Annotated in this window: 7 protein-coding genes; 4 read left to right on the top strand and 3 right to left on the bottom strand. The window is 69.0% G+C overall.

Going from position 1 to position 15,780, the window contains the following annotated elements:
• Nucleotides 1–18 precede the first annotated feature (18 nt).
• The 3 genes from ACIBTS_RS27175 to ACIBTS_RS27165 all read right to left on the bottom strand — a co-directional run bounded on the left by ACIBTS_RS27175 (nt 19) and on the right by ACIBTS_RS27165 (nt 6,555).
• Entirely contained in the window at nt 19–1,662 is a 1,644-nt protein-coding gene (locus tag ACIBTS_RS27175) for a DNA repair helicase XPB (RefSeq protein ID WP_079664977.1), read from the bottom strand.
• Nucleotides 1,663–2,016: 354 nt separating this feature from the next.
• Nucleotides 2,017–5,499 (bottom strand): HelD family protein, encoded by a 3,483-nt coding sequence (locus ACIBTS_RS27170; protein ID WP_399322805.1) that lies wholly within the window; start codon nt 5,497–5,499, stop codon nt 2,017–2,019.
• Between the two features lie 486 nt (nt 5,500–5,985).
• The gene (locus ACIBTS_RS27165; RefSeq protein WP_399322804.1) at nt 5,986–6,555 is read right to left on the bottom strand and encodes a hypothetical protein; all 570 of its coding nucleotides are present in this window, start codon (nt 6,553–6,555) and stop codon (nt 5,986–5,988) included.
• A gap of 334 nt (nt 6,556–6,889) precedes the next feature.
• On the opposite strand from ACIBTS_RS27165, the gene ACIBTS_RS27160 reads away from it, so the two are divergent.
• The 4 genes from ACIBTS_RS27160 to ACIBTS_RS27145 all read left to right on the top strand — a co-directional run bounded on the left by ACIBTS_RS27160 (nt 6,890) and on the right by ACIBTS_RS27145 (nt 15,761).
• On the top strand, nt 6,890–9,157 hold the full coding sequence (locus tag ACIBTS_RS27160; RefSeq protein ID WP_399322802.1) for an N-6 DNA methylase: 2,268 nt from the start codon (nt 6,890–6,892) through the stop codon (nt 9,155–9,157).
• Nucleotides 9,158–9,247: 90 nt separating this feature from the next.
• Nucleotides 9,248–11,257, top strand: coding sequence for an N-6 DNA methylase (locus ACIBTS_RS27155; RefSeq protein WP_399322801.1), 2,010 nt, complete (start codon nt 9,248–9,250; stop codon nt 11,255–11,257).
• Complete coding sequence (locus ACIBTS_RS27150; RefSeq protein ID WP_399322799.1) at nt 11,254–12,561, top strand: restriction endonuclease subunit S; 1,308 nt, start codon at nt 11,254–11,256, stop codon at nt 12,559–12,561. The genes ACIBTS_RS27155 and ACIBTS_RS27150 overlap by 4 nt, the downstream gene beginning before the upstream one ends.
• Nucleotides 12,562–12,563: 2 nt before the next feature.
• Nucleotides 12,564–15,761 carry a type I restriction endonuclease subunit R gene (locus ACIBTS_RS27145; protein WP_399322798.1) on the top strand — a complete coding sequence of 1,066 codons (3,198 nt, stop codon included), beginning with the start codon at nt 12,564–12,566 and terminating at the stop codon, nt 15,759–15,761.
• Nucleotides 15,762–15,780 lie beyond the last annotated feature (19 nt).

Below are 15,780 nucleotides of genomic sequence, written 5' to 3'. Positions count from 1 at the left end.
CTGTCAAGTGATGTGCGGTCAGCTCTCCGCCAGCAGCTCGTCCGCGTCCATGATCCGGTAGGCGTAGCCCTGTTCCGCGAGGAAGCGCTGGCGGTGGGCCGCGAAGTCCTGGTCGATGGTGTCCCGGGCGACGACGGAGTAGAAGTGGGCCTGGTGGCCGTCCGCCTTCGGGCGCAGGACGCGGCCCAGACGCTGGGCCTCCTCCTGGCGGGAGCCGAAGGTGCCCGACACCTGGATCGCCACCGTCGCCTCCGGCAGGTCGATCGAGAAGTTCGCGACCTTCGAGACGACCAGCACGCTGATCTCACCCTCCCGGAACGCGTCGAAGAGCTTCTCGCGCTGGGCGTTGGAGGTCTCGCCCTTGATCACCGGGGCGTTCAGGTGCTCGCCCAGCTCGTCCAGCTGGTCGATGTACTGGCCGATGACCAGGATCTGCTGCCCGGCGAACCGGCGCACGATCGCCTCCGTGACCTTCCGCTTCGTCGCGGTCGTCGCGCAGAAGCGGTACTTCTCCTCCGCCTCGGCCGTCGCGTACGCCAGCCGCTCGGAGTCGGTCAGGTTGACCCGGACCTCCACACAGTCCGCGGGCGCGATGTAGCCCTGCGCCTCGATCTCCTTCCACGGCGCGTCGAACCGCTTCGGCCCGATCAGCGAGAACACGTCCGACTCACGGCCGTCCTCGCGGACCAGCGTCGCGGTCAGACCGAGACGGCGGCGGGCCTGGAGGTCCGCGGTGAACTTGAACACGGGCGCCGGCAGCAGATGCACCTCGTCGTAGAGGATCAGACCCCAGTCCCGGGAGTCGAACAGCTCCAGATGCGGGTAGACGCCCTTCCGCCGGGTCGTCAGCACCTGGTAGGTGGCGATGGTGACGGGCCGGATCTCCTTCCGCGTCCCGCTGTACTCGCCGATCTCGTCCTCCGTGAGCGACGTCCGCTTCACCAGCTCGTGCTTCCACTGCCGCGCCGACACCGTGTTCGTGACGAGGATGAGAGTGGTGGACTTCGCCTGGGCCATCGCCCCCGCGCCGACGAGGGTCTTGCCCGCGCCGCACGGCAGGACGACGACGCCGCTCCCGCCGTGCCAGAAGTTCTCCACCGCCTGCTTCTGGTAGGGCCGCAGCGCCCAGCCGTCCTCGTCCAGCTCGATCGCGTGCGCCTCGCCGTCGACGTACCCCGCGAGGTCCTCGGCCGGCCAGCCCAGCCGCAGCAGCGTCTGCTTGATCTGCCCGCGCTCGGAGGGGTGCACGACCACGGTGTCCGGGTCGATCCGGGCGCCGATCAGCGGGGTGACCCGCTTGGAGCGCAGGATCTCCTCCAGCACCGGCCGGTCGGTGGTCGTCAGCACCAGACCGTGCGCCGGGTGCTTGCTCAGCGTCAGCCGGCCGTAACGGTCCATCGTCTCGGCGATGTCCACCAGCAGCGCGTGCGGCACCGGATAACGGCTGTACTGCACGAGCGCGTCCACGACCTGCTCGGCGTCATGCCCGGCCGCCCGCGCGTTCCACAGGCCCAGCGGGGTCACCCGGTAGGTGTGGATGTGCTCCGGCGCCCGCTCCAGCTCCGCGAACGGCGCGATGGCCCGACGGCAGTCGTCGGCCTGCTCGTGGTCGACCTCCAGGAGCAGGGTTTTGTCGGATTGGACGATGAGAGGACCGTTCACGTACGCGCACATCCCTTCCGCACGGACCAAACGTCCAGTGTGCCGCACGGCGCGCCCAAACGGTCGGCCGCTGCCTCGCGGGCTTCCCGGCGAAACCCGCGCGGACCACGCGCTCACCCCGCGCAACCCTTGCACATGCGGCCGGCGGCAGCGGTGAAGAAGAGCGGACAGACCGAGGCGGCCGACAGCCAGGCCTGACGCCGACGCCACTGGACACACGCAGGGGCACCCCAACCGGACGGATGAGGTGGGGGCACCGCTGCGTCAGGGGGAATGCGACCGTCGCTGCCGTTGTCTGCGCGGCCGTCGGCGTCGGCGTGATCCTGCAGGGCGCAGGAGCGAACTGATCCACAGCTATTGCCAATCACTCACCCCAGCGGGGCCAAGCGCGATGTCTGCGTTCTCGCCACCCCAGCCGGCCGGGCTGCGCCAGATGACATTGACACGGAAGATGTCGCGAATCGTGTCTACCGACCAGTCCTCGGCGGGCGGCTCGGGGAGAACAAGGTAGAGACCGTCGGCCGGCGCGGGCAGCGTGTGGTTGATCTCGAGGAGGCGCGTCGCACCCGATCGCAGGTCCGCATAGGCCGAGCAGCCTGCGCCCAGAGCCTCGTAGAGGAAGAGGCCGTGCTCGGTGACGCAGCTGACGTCGACGACCGGTGAGTCGACCGGCTGGAGGTCCGCCCAGAGGAGTGATGCCTTCAGCGCGTGACGAACCGCTTCGTGCTTCTTGCACGCGCGGTCGGTACCGGCGGCCGTCTCCAGCGCACGAAGGAAGCCGTCATTCGTGGTCGCAGCCGGCGTTGCGGCGGTGTCCGCGGTGGTCATCTGCACTTCTTCCTTCTGATCGGATTGCGTCGGGGCGACGGGGGCCGCGCCGTCGGAGTTCGGCTTCGTCGCTGTGTCGAAGCGCTCCTGGAGCTCTCGCCGCGCTTCAGCGAGGGACCCCGCCCAGCCGGAGACTGCCAGCGCCTCTGCGAGCCGGCCCACGTCGAGAGTGCCCTCCTTGAGCGCACGGTTGGTCGTCGCGGCGAGGTCGCGAAGAACTCCGAGTCGTTCTCTGTCCGGATCGCCGAACAGGTGAAGCACGTTGACCCAGTCGGCCTGGTCCCGTCGGAGGATGCGGTTGGCCATGCCCTGGAGTTCGGAGAGACGGCTGCGGGCGTCGGGAACATCGCCGTCGCTCTCGGTCAGTTCTCTGAGAACATCCAGTGCCGCGCGGTAGCGTCCTGCCATCCGCTCCGAAATGGGCGACCGACCGCGCTGGTCGGCGGTGAGCACCGTCTGGGTCGTCTCGTTGGCGAACACCCAGCAGTCCAACTTCGCGCCCCGCAGAGGGGGAACCGATCCGTGGCGGACGGTGAGGACGAGCGGTCGGTCGATCACAGGCGACAACGGCTTCACCTTGTAGCGACCGCCCGGGGCCCGGCCCACGACCTCGACCCGGACATCGGTACCGATCCGGGGAAGCCTTCCGGCTTCGCCGTCCTCCGGCTGGACAGCGGGCACTGTCGGCGCCGGGGCGTCCCCGGAAGCGGTGAGCGCCTCCGGCAGCGGGGCGGTATGCAGGACGGTCAGGCTCTGGGTGCTGCGGGTGAGGGCCACGTACAACTGGCGCAGCCCAGCGGGACCGCGGTCGGCGATCGTGGCCGGCTCGACTACCAGGACGTGGTCGTACTCCATGCCCTTGACCTGAGCTGCGGCCAGCACGGAGACCGTCTCGCTGTTCCGCTCGCCGATGTCGCCGTCCTCGGTGATCCTGCGGCTGATGGCGTCCAGCCAGTCCGAGTCGTCGGGAACGATGACGGCCACAGAGCGGGGGGTGCTCCCGTCACTGGTGTCCACGAGCCTGGCCACGTGGGCGACGGTGTCGTCGAGCAGTTTCCACGGCTCGGTCGCCACGGTCCGTACGGCGTCCGCTCCCGCCTCCCGGACAGCCTGCGGGTACGGCAGACTCGGAGCGATCGTCCGTGCGAGAGGGGCGACGAACTCCATGATCTCGGCGGGGACGCGGTAGCTGGTGGTGAGCTGGGCCACGCTCCAGTCGCCATGGTCGGAGAGGAGCGCGCCGAGCAGGTCCCAGCTCGTCGGGATGTGGGCGCCCGTCGCCTGCGCGAGGTCGCCCAGGACGGTCATGGAGCCGCCGACGGCGGAGCGCCGCCGCAGGGAGCGGGCCTGCATGGGCGTGAGGTCCTGGGCCTCGTCGACGACGATGTGGCCGTATCGCGGTGGGGTGTCGCCGCTGATCAGCACTCGGAGCTCTTCGAGGCAGACGTGGTCGTCGAGGGTCCATGGATCGGCGTCGGCGCTGGCGGCGCGAGCCCGCAGCAAAGCCGCCTGCTCGTCCTCGTCGAGGATGCCGTCGGCGCAGTCCCGCAGGAGGTCGGCCGAGTCGTAGAGGCTGCGCAGGGCCTCCCGGGGGCCGGGGGACGGCCAGATGCGTTCGACGAGGCGCTCGACCCGGCGGTTGCGTTCCAGGTCGCGGCGGATCGTGCCGGCCTGCCCACGGCGCGGCGCGATGTCGGCGAGTTCCTGGAGGAGCCGGTCGACGAAGAGGCCGCGGAAACGATCGCGCCGCTCCCGGAAGGGCCCGTCGCCGGTGTGGGCCCGTTCGAGGAGGGCGAGGACCTCGGACTTCGGCACGCGGAGGGTCGTACTGCCGGCGGTGACGACGATCGCGGGCTCGTCACCCACGAAGGAGGGGTCAACGGTGAGGGCGTCGAGAGCCTCGGGGCGGTAGTCGCTCTCGACGCGCCGCCGCAGCACGTCCGCCATGCGTTTGTCCGACTTCACGAGGCGCGCCTTCGGGGAGTCGGCGCCGAGGATCTCGCCCTCCCACAGGCGGTCCAGTTGGACGGCGTTGACGTCCCGGGTGCCGAGGGTGGGGAGGACCTTTCCGACATAGTCGAGGAACCGCTGGTGGGGGCCGATGACGAGGATGTCCTGGGCCCTGAAGTGCTCGTTGTTGACGAGCCAGGTCACCCGGTGCAGGCCGACCGCCGACTTGCCGGTGCCAGGGCCGCCCTGCACGACGAGGATGTCCGAGGGCGAGCCGGTGACCAGCTCCATCTGGTCGCGGCGGATGGTCTCGACGATGTCCCGCATTCGACCGCCGCGCGACCGCTGGAGCTCCCGCAGCAGGAAGTCGTCCGGTTGGAGCGCCTTTCGACGCTGGCGTTGTACAACATCGCCGGGGGTCGGGGCCGGCATATGCTCCGGGGCGAGGGACGCGTCCATCTGCTCCGCCGCGCTGTCGTCGGCGGCCTGACGGGGCTCCGGTACGGCGGCCCGCTCCGGTACGGCGGCCCGCTCCGGTACGGCGGCCCGCTCCGGTACGGCGGCCCGCTCCGGTACGGCGGCGGCCTCAGGTGCGGCCGAGGGCTCGGAAGCGGGCGTCGGCAGGGAGACCTCGTCGAAGTAACTCTCGACGATCCGCTGTACGCAGCGGAGCTGTCGACGCAGGACCACCTCGCCCGGGTTCTCGGGCCGGGTCTCGATCCACTTCTTCGCCAGGGGGCTGGTCCACAGCAGGACCACCGGCTCGTGCGAGGCGTCCTGCACACCGCGGCGCCCGATGTACCAGGGACGGGGGGCTCCTCCCGGGTCCTCCGGCGCATCGACGCGGGAGAAGACCAGGGCTTCGTCGCCGAGCCCTCCGTAGGCCTCTGCGCGAGCCTCCGCCTCGGCCCGGTTGGCGATCCCGTCCTTGCCGCTCGCCGAGGCGGTGGCGGCCGAAGCGCCGCTCAGTTCAGCCAGTTTCGTGGTGTAGCAGTCGTACGCGTGGTCCACCGCCCGCTGCTCACCGGCGAGGATCTCGTCCCGAGTGGTGGTGCTCATGTGCGTCCTCCCTGCGGTGCCAGGGGACACCGCCACGGGCATGTGCCCGTACCCCGCTGAAACAACTATCAGAAACCAGACGGTGACGAACAGTCAGTGGATCAGTTCTCGGACGAGGCCGTCGGCCTCGGTCCGCCAGGCCCTTACCCGGTCGTGCGTGGGCCCGAGTTCGTACAGGCGGTAGTGGCAGCCCAGACTCGGCCGGGACCGGAGGGCCTTCGCCCGCCGGGCCGTCTCCGCCGGCGTGACGGAGTGCAGGGGGAGCGGCTTGGCGCGCCCCGTGGCGCGGGACAGACCGGGCGTCGCGGCTTCGGGCTGGTCGGCGGGGGCCGGCTGAGCGGGGTCGGTGGGGTGGTTCGCGTCTGCTGGGGCTGTTCCGTCACGGTCATGTGCTGTCTCCCGGGGGCCGGATGCTGTTCGGAGGATGGGTCGTCCCGGGGCGCCGAGTGCACGTCGCGGCCCGCAGGTCGGGGCGCCCGCTGCCGCTCAGCCGACCTTGGTCCAGTCCTGGCAGCCCTGGGTCTTGAAGACCTCGCCCTTCTTGACCGTCACCCGGCCGGTCCCGGTCGGGGTGCCGTTGGTGATGATCGAGTCGAAGCCGCCGCTGGAGTCCTTGGCCCTCTCCCAGTAGCAGATGGAGCTGTCACCCGGGCCCTGGGTCTTGTACGTGCCGGGCTTCATGTCCTCGCCGACCAGGTACTCGCCGTCGCCGGAGATCTTCGCGGCGGACGCCGCCGTGGTGTCGGCGGGCTTGGTCGTCGGCGTCGGCGTCGGCGTCGTCGGCTTGGCCGCGGTCTTCGTCGGGGCGGGGGCGGCACCCTTGGCGGCGGCCGTCACCGTCACAGTCGGGGTGGGAGTCGCCGCCTTGCCGTCGCCCGCGTCGGCGCCGCCGCCCATCCCGGCTCCCAGGCCCAGTGCGACGAGCGCGACCGCGCTGTGCGTGAACCACGTCTTGCGGCGCGAAGGCTTCCTGGCAGGCGGTGCCACGGGCGGCAGGTGTCCCCAGCCGCCAGGGGCGGGCGGACCGAACGGGGGCTGCTGGGCCGGGGTGCTCATGTGGGTTCCTCCGGTGTGCGGTGGGTGGCGACTTGCAGTGCGGAACGCATTCGTCGGCCACGGCCGGGGTGGTCGCGGCCGCGACGTGTCGCGTTTGCGATGAGAAGGGATCCGGAGAGATCGGATGCGTGGCGGCAGTACGGCGACAGGGCGCTGCACAGTGCGTCGCACAGTGCGTCGCACAGTGCGTCGCACAGTCGACGCTTCCACTCGGAAGCAGAAACAGGTAAGCACATCGCTGAAAGCGTCGTCAAACAGCTTGACGGGATTGACGGAGGCTGTAATGTGTTTACTGTTCACTACCGACGGCCTGAGAGGTGCAGGACCCCACGCCATGCCCCAGCAGCCAGCAGCCCAACTGCCCACCTCGGCGCACGTGACCGCCGCCGAGATCTCCCGCGTCGCAGGGGTCACGCGTGCCACCGTCAGCAACTGGCGCCGTCGCCACGACGACTTCCCCGCCCCCAGCGGGGGCACGGAGAGCAGCCCGCTCTACGACCTGACGGCGGTCCAGGCATGGCTGCGGGGGCGCGGGCACACCTCCGCCGCCTCGCCGACCGAGGAGCTGCGTACGGCGCTGCGTCTGCTCGGGCCCGGCTCGGGTGCGGCGGCGCGGCTGTTCCCGCTGGTGGCGGCCATGTCCCGCCGCACGTCCGAGGAACTGGCCGAACTCGCCACCGCGTCCGACGACCAGTTGATCGCCCGCGCGGAGAAGGCCGCAGCGCAGCTCCCCGCTGTTGCGCCCGAGGCCGAGCCGGTCCGCTACGGCCCGGACGATGCGGGCGCGGTCCGCGCCCTGCTGGGTTGCGTCCGTGAGGCCGGAGCGCAGGCCGCCCTCGATGTCCTCGCGGAGCGCGAGCTGGACGAGGGTGCCGCCAGCGGCGTTTACCAGACCCCGGAGGGCCTGGCCCTGCTCATGGCACGGCTCCTGCCTGCCGGCACGGCCCGTGTCCTCGATCCGGCCTGCGGCAGCGGCACGCTCCTGGCCGCCGCCGCCCGGCAGGGCGCGCGGGAGCTGTTCGGGCAGGACACGCTCCCGGTCCAGGCCCAGCGCAGCGCGGTTCGGCTCCTGCTCGCCGCACCCGGGGCCGACGTGGCGATCCGCGTCGGCGACAGCCTGCGCGACGACGCCTTCCGCGAGGTCACGGTCGACGCCGTCCTGTCCAACCCGCCTTTCGGCGACCGCGATTGGGGTCACGACGAGCTGGCGTACGACCCGAGGTGGGCGTACGGGGTCCCGCCGCGTTTCGAATCCGAGCTGGCCTGGGTGCAGCACGCCCTCGCGCATCTGGAGGCCGGCGGCCACGCGGTCATGCTGCTGCCGCCCGCGCCCGCCTTCCGCTCCTCCGGCCGCCGCATCCGCGCCGAGCTCATCCGCAGCGGGGCCCTGCGAGCAGTCGTTTCACTCCCGGCTCGTGCCGCGTATCCGCTCCACATCGGTCTGCAGATCTGGGTGCTCCAGCGCCCCGAGCCGGGCGGCGCGGACCGTACGCCGGTGCTGTTCGTCGACGGCGAGGGCGAGCAGCGGGACGCCACCACGGGAACGCCTGGCGCGACCGCCCCGGCCACGGCCGGCTTCGGCACACGCGGTGGCTTGCGCCTGGGCCGGTCCGCCTCTTCCTCTTCCGCCGCATCCTCTTCCTCTGGTTCCACCTTCGACTGGGCGGGGCTGACCGGCAGGGTCCTCACCCAGTGGGCCGCGTTCACCGCAGCCCCCGACGCCTACAGCGGCGAACCCGGCGTCGCTCGCGCGGTGCCGCTCGTCGACCTCCTCGACGACGTCGTCGACGTCACCCCGGCGCGCCATGTGAGGGCGACGGCAGCTGACATCGACCCAGCAGCCCTGGCCCGGCGCGTCGCCGAGTTGCACGGGCAACTGGCCGAGCAGGTCGCTGCCCTGGCAGGCGCCTCCGAGCCCGGCGGCTGGCAGCCGTCCGGGGCGTCAGCCCGCGAGTGGCGTACGGCGACCGTCTCCGACCTTGCGCGCGGCGGGGCCCTGACCGTGCTGCGGGCGGCGACGCCCGGGACGCGAGGCTCCAAGGGCGCTGCCACGCCTGCCGTAGACCGGCCGGTCCTCACCGCCCCGGACATCTCGGCCGGCAACCCGCCGTCCGGCGGCGCCGGTGACGTCTACCCGGACGCCACGCAGTCTGTCGCCGCCGGAGACGTCCTCGTACGCGCAGTCGCGGGCGGCGGCGACGCGGCCGCGATGACCCGGGTCGCCGACGACCAGGACGCCGGAGCCCTGCTCGGTCCGAACGTCCACCTCCTGCGCCCCGACCCGGCCCGCCTCGACCCGTGGTTCCTGGCCGGTTTCCTCGGCGCCGAGGACAACATCGCCTCGGCGTCCACCGGCTCCACCCTCGTGCACGTCACACCGGGCCGCCTGCGCGTACCGCTGCTGCCGCTGGAGGAACAGCGGCGCTACGGGGATGCCTTCCGCCGCGTGCACGAGCTGCGCGCGGCCGTCCGCCGAACCGCCGCCCTCGCCGCCGACACCGCGGCCACCCTCACCACCGGCCTCACCGCCGGCGTACTCCTGCCACCGGACACACCTGGCGCCCCGGACACGTCGGGCGCCCCGGACAGCCGTTCCGTCTGAAACGCCCCACGCGTCCCACCGCACACGACCACACTGGATCCCTGCCGTCCCACGCCCGGACGGTGCTCTTCGGAAGGAAGCCGGGACCTCTTGAACAGCAGCAAGCACACGGAGCTGGCGAACCACGCCTGGTCCGTCGCCGATCTCCTGCGCGGCGACTACAAGCAGTCCGACTACGGCAAGGTCATCCTGCCGTTCACCGTGCTGCGCCGCCTGGAGTGCGTCCTGGAGCCGACGCGCGACAAGGTCGTCGAGACCGTCGCCAGGTTCGCGGGCCAGGACATCGACACCGGCCACTTCCTGCGCAAGGCCTCGGGCAATTCCTTCTACAACAAGAGCGACCTCACGCTGCGGAAGATCGCGGCCGACCCGCAGAACGCGGCCAAGAACCTGCAGATCTACGTCGGCGCCTTCTCCGACAACGCCCGCGAGGTCCTCGACAAGTACGAGTTCAACCAGCAGGTCAGGAAGCTCGACGGCGCGAACCTGCTCTACCAGGTCATCGGCAGGTTCACCGACCTCGACCTGCACCCCGACGTCGTGCCCAACCACAACATGGGCTACATCTTCGAGGAGTTGATCCGCCGTTTCGCCGAGCAGTCGAACGAGACCGCGGGTGAGCACTTCACCCCGCGCGAGGTCATCAAGCTGATGGTCAACCTGCTGGTCGCGCCCGACGCGGACGCCCTCACCGTGCCGGGTGTCGTCCGCACGGTCATGGACCCGGCCTGCGGCACGGGCGGCATGCTCAGCGCCGCCGACGACCGCATCAAGGCCCTCAACCCGGACGCGACGGTCGAGGTGTACGGGCAGGAACTCAACCCCGAGTCCTGGGCGATCTGCCGCTCCGACCTCATGATCAAGGGCCAGGACCCGGAGAACATCCGCTTCGGCAACTCCTTCTCCGACGACGGCCACGCCCGCCGCAAGTTCGACTACATCCTCGCCAACCCGCCGTTCGGCGTGGAGTGGAAGAAGGTCAAGGAGGAGGTCGAGTACGAGCACAGGTCGCTCGGCGACGCCGGCCGTTTCGGCGCGGGCCTGCCGCGCATCAACGACGGCTCGCTGCTCTTCCTCCAGCACATGATCTCGAAGATGAAGCCGGTGGACGTGCACGGCGGGGGCGGCTCCCGCATCGCCATCGTCTTCAACGGCTCCCCGCTGTTCACGGGCGCGGCCGAGTCCGGCGAGTCCAACATCCGCCGCTGGATCCTGGAGAACGACTGGCTGGAAGCGATCGTCGCCCTCCCGGACCAACTGTTCTACAACACGGGCATCTCGACGTACTTCTGGATCCTGACGAACCGTAAGGACAAGGACCACAAGGGCAAGGTCGTCCTGCTGGACGCGCGCGACCAGTGGCAGAAGATGCGCAAGTCCCTCGGCGACAAGCGCAAGGAGCTCGGCGACGGGACGAACGGCCGCCCCGACCACATCGGCGACATCACGCGGCTGTACGCGGAGGCGCTGCAGGTCGCGGGTGACGCGGAGCACCCGCTGCACGGCAAGGTGAAGGTCTTCTGGAACGAGGACTTCGGCTACCAGCGCATCTGTGTCGAACGCCCGCTGAAGCTGCGCTTCGAGGTCACAGAGGAGACGTTGGCGGCGCTGGCGGAGGCCAAGCCAGTGGCGAAGCTGGAGCGGAGCGGGGAGTTCGTCGCGGCGGTGCGTACGTTGCTCGGCTCGTCCTGGACGACGAAGTCCGAGGCGTTCATCGCGCTCAAGGACGCGGTGGTCGCGGCCGGGCTGACGTGGCCGTCGGGGGCGCCGTTCGCGAAGGCGGTACGGGAGGCGGTGGGGGTCCGGGACCCGGAGGGCGAGGTCCAGAAGGTCAAGGGTGCGGCTGAGCCGGATGCGGATCTGCGGGACTACGAGAACATTCCGCTGGGTGAGGACGTCGAGGCCTACCTCAAGCGGGAGGTGCTGCCGCATGTGCCGGACGCGTGGATCGACCACACGAAGACGAAGATCGGGTACGAGATCCCGTTCACGCGACACTTCTACGTGTACAAGCCGCCGAGGCCGCTGGCGGAGATCGACGCGGAGTTGAAGTCGCTGGAGGCGGAGATTCAGGCGCTCCTGAGTGAGGTGACGGAATGACGATCTCGTACGAATCCCGCTGGGGAACTCGACGCGTGAAGACGCTTACAACGAAGATCGGAAGCGGAAAAACACCCTCTGGTGGTTCGGAGAGTTATCTCGCATCCGGGGTGACCTTCCTGCGGAGTCAAAATGTCCATTTCGATGGCCTGCGCTTGGATGACGTGGCCTACATCAGCGAAGTCACTCACCGCGAGATGAGAGGAACGCGAGTCAAGCCGAACGATGTCCTGCTGAACATCACGGGCGCTTCGCTAGGTCGAGTTTCTCGAGTCCCAGAGGATCTTGGTGAAGCCAACGTAAACCAGCATGTCTGCATCATTCGCCCCAACGTGGAAGCGAACGCAAGATACCTGGCGTATGCGCTCTCCTCTCAGCCCGTCCAAGAACAGATCTCCGAGCTCCAGGTAGGAGGGAATCGAGAGGGCCTTAACTTTGAACAAGTGGGAAACCTGAATGTACCGGCGGCGCTCTCAGAGGAGCAGCGCCGCATCGCCGACTTCCTCGACGCCGAGACCGCCCGCATCGACGCTCTCGCGCGCAGGCGGAGGGTCCAGCAGCATCTCTTGGTGGAGCGCCGCGCTGCGCTGAAAACCAAATGTGTGACGTATTCCGGACCCCGGAAGGTGCATCACCCTCTATTGGGAGATACTCACCCCGACTGGCAGATTCGCCCTCTCCGCAGAGTTCTTCCTGCCGTTAACGTGGGCGTCGTCATTAACCCGTCACATCACTTTACTGAATCCGGCGTTCCGTTCATTCACGGATTTAATGTGCGCGAGGGGTTCATTAGCTCTGCCGACATGAAGTTCATGAGCAGTGAGAGTAATGAGCTGCACAAGCGATCAAGAGTGCTCACCGGAGACGTCCTCGTTGTACGCGCTGGAGCAACCGCTGGACGCGCTGCCAGGGTTAGTGAGGAGTTCGACGGGGCCAACTGTGCCTCGGTACTAATCCTCAGAAAAAGCGAAACGCTGGATGCGGCATACTTGGAAACCTTCTTCAATGCTGTCCCTGGAAAGGGGCAAGTTTCCTTCTCTCAATACGGTGCAGCTCAGGAAGTGATCAGTGCAGGGCAAGTGTCTTCCTTCTCCATCGCCCTTCCCCCAATAAGCGAGCAGGTCGAGAGAGTGGCCGAACTCTCAGCAGCCACTGCTGAGACAGTTGCTCTGGAGGCGGGACTCACGCGGCAAGTTGCTCTCTTGTCCGAACGCCGCCAAGCCCTCATCACCGCCGCCGTAACCGGCCAGTTCGACGTATCCACCGCCAGCGGGCGCAACGTGACGGACGGAGTGACCGCGTAGCCATGAGCCCCATCCACACGGAGTCCGCCTTCGGTGAAGCCATCGTCGCTGCCATGGTCGAGCGCGGCTGGCGCGAAGCCCGGCCGCAGGACTACCAGGCCGATCTCGGCCTGGACACCAACGAACTCTTCACCTTCATCGGGGCGACCCAGCCCGACGAGTGGAACGAGCTGCTCACCGTCTACGGCGGCGACCCGAACGAGGCGCAGCGCGGGTTCGCGACTCGCCTCGACCAGGCCATCGCCACCAACGGGCTCCTCGATGTCCTCCGTAACGGCGTCAAGGACCGGGGCGTTCTCCTCCGCGTCGCGTACTTCAAGCCGAATCTCGTCGCTCACGACTCCGTGCTGGACGGCTACCGGGCCAACCGCCTCACCGTCGTTCGCGAACTCGAGTACGCAACGAAGCAGGCCGACTGGGGCAACCGGCTCGACCTCGCCCTCTTCCTCAACGGAATCCCTGTCGCCACGGCCGAGTTGAAGAACCCGCTGACCAGGCAAGGGGTGGAGCAGGCCAAGGAGCAGTACCGAACCGACCGCGACCCCACCGAGCTGATCTTCACGCGCCGCGTCGTCGCGAACTTCGCCGTCGACCCGGACCTGGTCTTCGTCGCCACGCAGCTCAGGGGCAAGAACACCCGCTTCCTTCCCTTCAACACCGGCTCCAACGGCCCCGGTCAGCCGGGCGGCGCAGGCAACCCGGCCCCGACCGCCTACGGCACGTACGCCACCTCGTACCTCTGGGAGCAGGTCTGGCAGCCGGACAACTGGCTGGACCTGCTCCAACGGTTCGTGCACCTGCACAAGAGCAAGACGCCCGGCGGCGGCACCACCAAGACGTTGATCTTCCCCAGGTTCCACCAGTGGGACGTGGTCAAGAAGCTCACCGCGCACGCCGCCACCCACGGCGCCGGCCATGACTACCTGGTCATGGCCTCGGCCGGCTCGGGCAAGTCGAACACCATCGGCTGGCTCGCGCACCGCCTCAGCGACCTGCACACCCCCACCGACCCGCGCGAACTCGACCCCGAGGCCATCGCCAAGGGCCTCAAGCCGGGCGTGCCGGTCTTCGACAAGGTCATCGTCATCACCGACCGCCGCAACCTGGACGCCCAACTCCGGGAAACAGTGGGCAACTTCGAGCAGACCGCTGGCCTCGTCGTGAAGATCGACGAGAAGCACGGGGCGAAGGGCGAGCAACTCGCCAAGGCCCTCTCCCGCAACACCGGGAAGATCGTCACGGTCACCCTGCACTCGTTCCCCGCGCTGATCTCGTACATCGAGCGCAACCCCACCGAAATCCGGGGCAGCCACTTCGCGATCATCGTGGACGAGGCGCACTCCTCACAGTCCGGCGACGCCGCCACCGCCGTACGGTCCGCCCTGCGTGACCTCGGCCTGGACTCCGACTCGGACGACGCGGGCGCGACCACGGTCAAGGCCGAGGGCACCACCCTCGACGAACAGCTCAAGAAGCGGGCCGAGCAGCGTTCCCGCGCCGCGAACCTCTCCTACTTCGCGTTCACCGCCACTCCGAAGGCCAAGACCCTCGAACTCTTCGGCACGCTCCAGGACATCGACGGCAAGGCGGCCTACCGGCCCTTCCATACGTACTCCATGCGGCAGGCGATCGAGGAGGGCTTCATCCTCGACCCGCTGCGCAACTACGTCACGTACAACACGTACTGGAAGCTGGTGAACCAGAATCCCGACGAGCGGGAGGTCGACCCGTCGAAGGCGAACGGCCTGCTCGCCCGGTACGCGCTGACCCATGACTCGACGGTCGCCCAGCACGCCCAGGTGATCGTGGAGCACTTCGTGGCGCACAGCCGGGGCCGTCTCGGCGGGCGGGCCAAGTCGATGGTGGTGACCGCGTCGCGGCAGTCCGCCGTGCAGATGGCGCGCGCGATCAACAGCTACATCAAGGACCGGGACTACGACACCAAGTACCCTGACCTGGGTGTCCTCGTAGCCTTCTCCGGATCGCTCACCGTCGACGGCAAGGAGACCACCGAGCCGAAGGAGAACGGCGGGCTGTCGGAGAGCGCGCTGCCGAAGGCGTTCGCGTACACGCGCGCCGACGACAAGGCCGCCCGAGCCGGCGGTCCGGGCCAGCGCGAGTACAAGATCCTGGTCGTGGCGGAGAAGTACCAGACCGGCTTCGACCAGCCGCTCCTCACGACCATGTACGTCAACAAGACGCTGACCGGCATCTCCGCCGTCCAGACCCTGTCCCGGCTGAACCGGACCGCCGAACGCAAGACCCAGGCGGACCTGGCGGTGCTGGACTTCGTCAACGACGCCGAAGACATACAGGAGTCCTTCCGCCCGTACTTCGAGGAGGCGAACACCCTCCCCTCCGACCCCAATCTGCTCTACACCGCGCAGAGCCGGGTCATGCAGGCGGCGATCCTGTCCGGGCAGGAGATGGACGAGTTCGCCGCCGCGTACTTCGCCGCCAAGGAGAAGGCGGCAGGCTCACAGTCCAAGTGGGAGAAGCTGCACGCCGAGCTGTACCGGCTGCTCTCCCCCGCCGTCGCTCGCTTCACCGCGCTGCAGGACAGCGAGGACGAGGACGACCAGGAGACGGCGGAGGGCTTCCGCGCCGACCTCAACGACTACGTCAGGAAGTACGGCTTCCTCGCGCAGATCGTTCCCTACCGGGACGCCGAGCTGGAGCGCCTGCACCTCTACGGCCGCTACCTCCTCAACCGGCTGCCGCGCCGCGCCGACGGCGGCGTGGACATAGGCGAGGTCGACCTCAGCCACATGCGGGTGGAGAAGACCGGCGAGTACGACGTCTCCCTCACCGCCGAGGGGCCGACGATGATGCAGGGCTTCGGCGACGGCTCGGGCGGTGCGAAGGAAGCGGAGAAGTCGCTGCTCTCCCAGCTGATCGACAAGTTCAACGAACGCTTCGGCACCGAGTTCACCGAACAGGACGTCATCCGGCCCTTCGAGGAGGCCAAGGCCGACCCGAAGGTGCGGGCGGCGGCCGTCGTCAACGACGAGGACAACTTCGGCCTCGTCTTCGACAACGTCTTCGCGGACAAGATGGCCGACCACATCGACACCATCGCGGGCATGGGCCGCCAGTACTTCGGCCCCGACAAGGGCTTCAAGTCCAGCCTGGACCGCAGCGCCCGCAAGGCCGCCTGGCGGATGATCCGCCGCGAGGAGGGCCTCGACGACGGCATCTGATGCGTACGCCCCGGCTGGA

Origin of the sequence: Streptomyces sp. NPDC050121, assembly GCF_044460385.1 — a bacterium.
Classification (GTDB): Bacteria; Actinomycetota; Actinomycetes; order Streptomycetales; family Streptomycetaceae; genus Streptomyces; species Streptomyces soliscabiei.
Note: the sequence above shows the minus strand (reverse complement) of the source record. Positions and strands in the feature narration are given on the sequence as shown.

Coding starts and splice junctions, on each gene's coding strand:
- ACIBTS_RS27170 (WP_399322805.1), bottom strand. CDS start 5,499: ATGAGCACCACCACTCGGGACGAGATCCTCGCCGGTGAGCAGCGGGCG.
- ACIBTS_RS27145 (WP_399322798.1), top strand. CDS start 12,564: ATGAGCCCCATCCACACGGAGTCCGCCTTCGGTGAAGCCATCGTCGCT.
- ACIBTS_RS27150 (WP_399322799.1), top strand. CDS start 11,254: ATGACGATCTCGTACGAATCCCGCTGGGGAACTCGACGCGTGAAGACG.
- ACIBTS_RS27160 (WP_399322802.1), top strand. CDS start 6,890: ATGCCCCAGCAGCCAGCAGCCCAACTGCCCACCTCGGCGCACGTGACC.
- ACIBTS_RS27165 (WP_399322804.1), bottom strand. CDS start 6,555: ATGAGCACCCCGGCCCAGCAGCCCCCGTTCGGTCCGCCCGCCCCTGGC.